General features: G+C 47.7%; 1 pseudogene. It reads right to left on the reverse strand.

Going from position 1 to position 237, the window contains the following annotated elements:
- A pseudogene (locus tag AAEZ05_RS30150) lies at positions 1–237 on the reverse strand (AmpG family muropeptide MFS transporter); the annotation flags it as partial.

Raw genomic sequence — 237 nt, forward strand, 5'->3', positions numbered from 1 at the left:
GCTGTAGGCTCATAGATGGCGAACGTCGTCAGCAATCCGACCGACATAACCGCCATCATCGTATAATACGTATTACGCCACGCTTCATAGCTATACGACGTTTCAGACGAGCCAAAATAAGTCGCTAGATAAAGAGCGCCTGCGCCAGCAACAATCATCCCTATACGATAACCTGCGACATATATCGAAGATAAAGTGGCCTGCATCTCAGCACCTGCAAGCTCAATACGATAAGAG

This window comes from Pseudomonas sp. HY13-MNA-CIBAN-0226, assembly GCF_040310305.1.
In the GTDB taxonomy this organism is placed as follows: Bacteria; Pseudomonadota; Gammaproteobacteria; order Pseudomonadales; family Pseudomonadaceae; genus Aquipseudomonas; species Aquipseudomonas gregormendelii.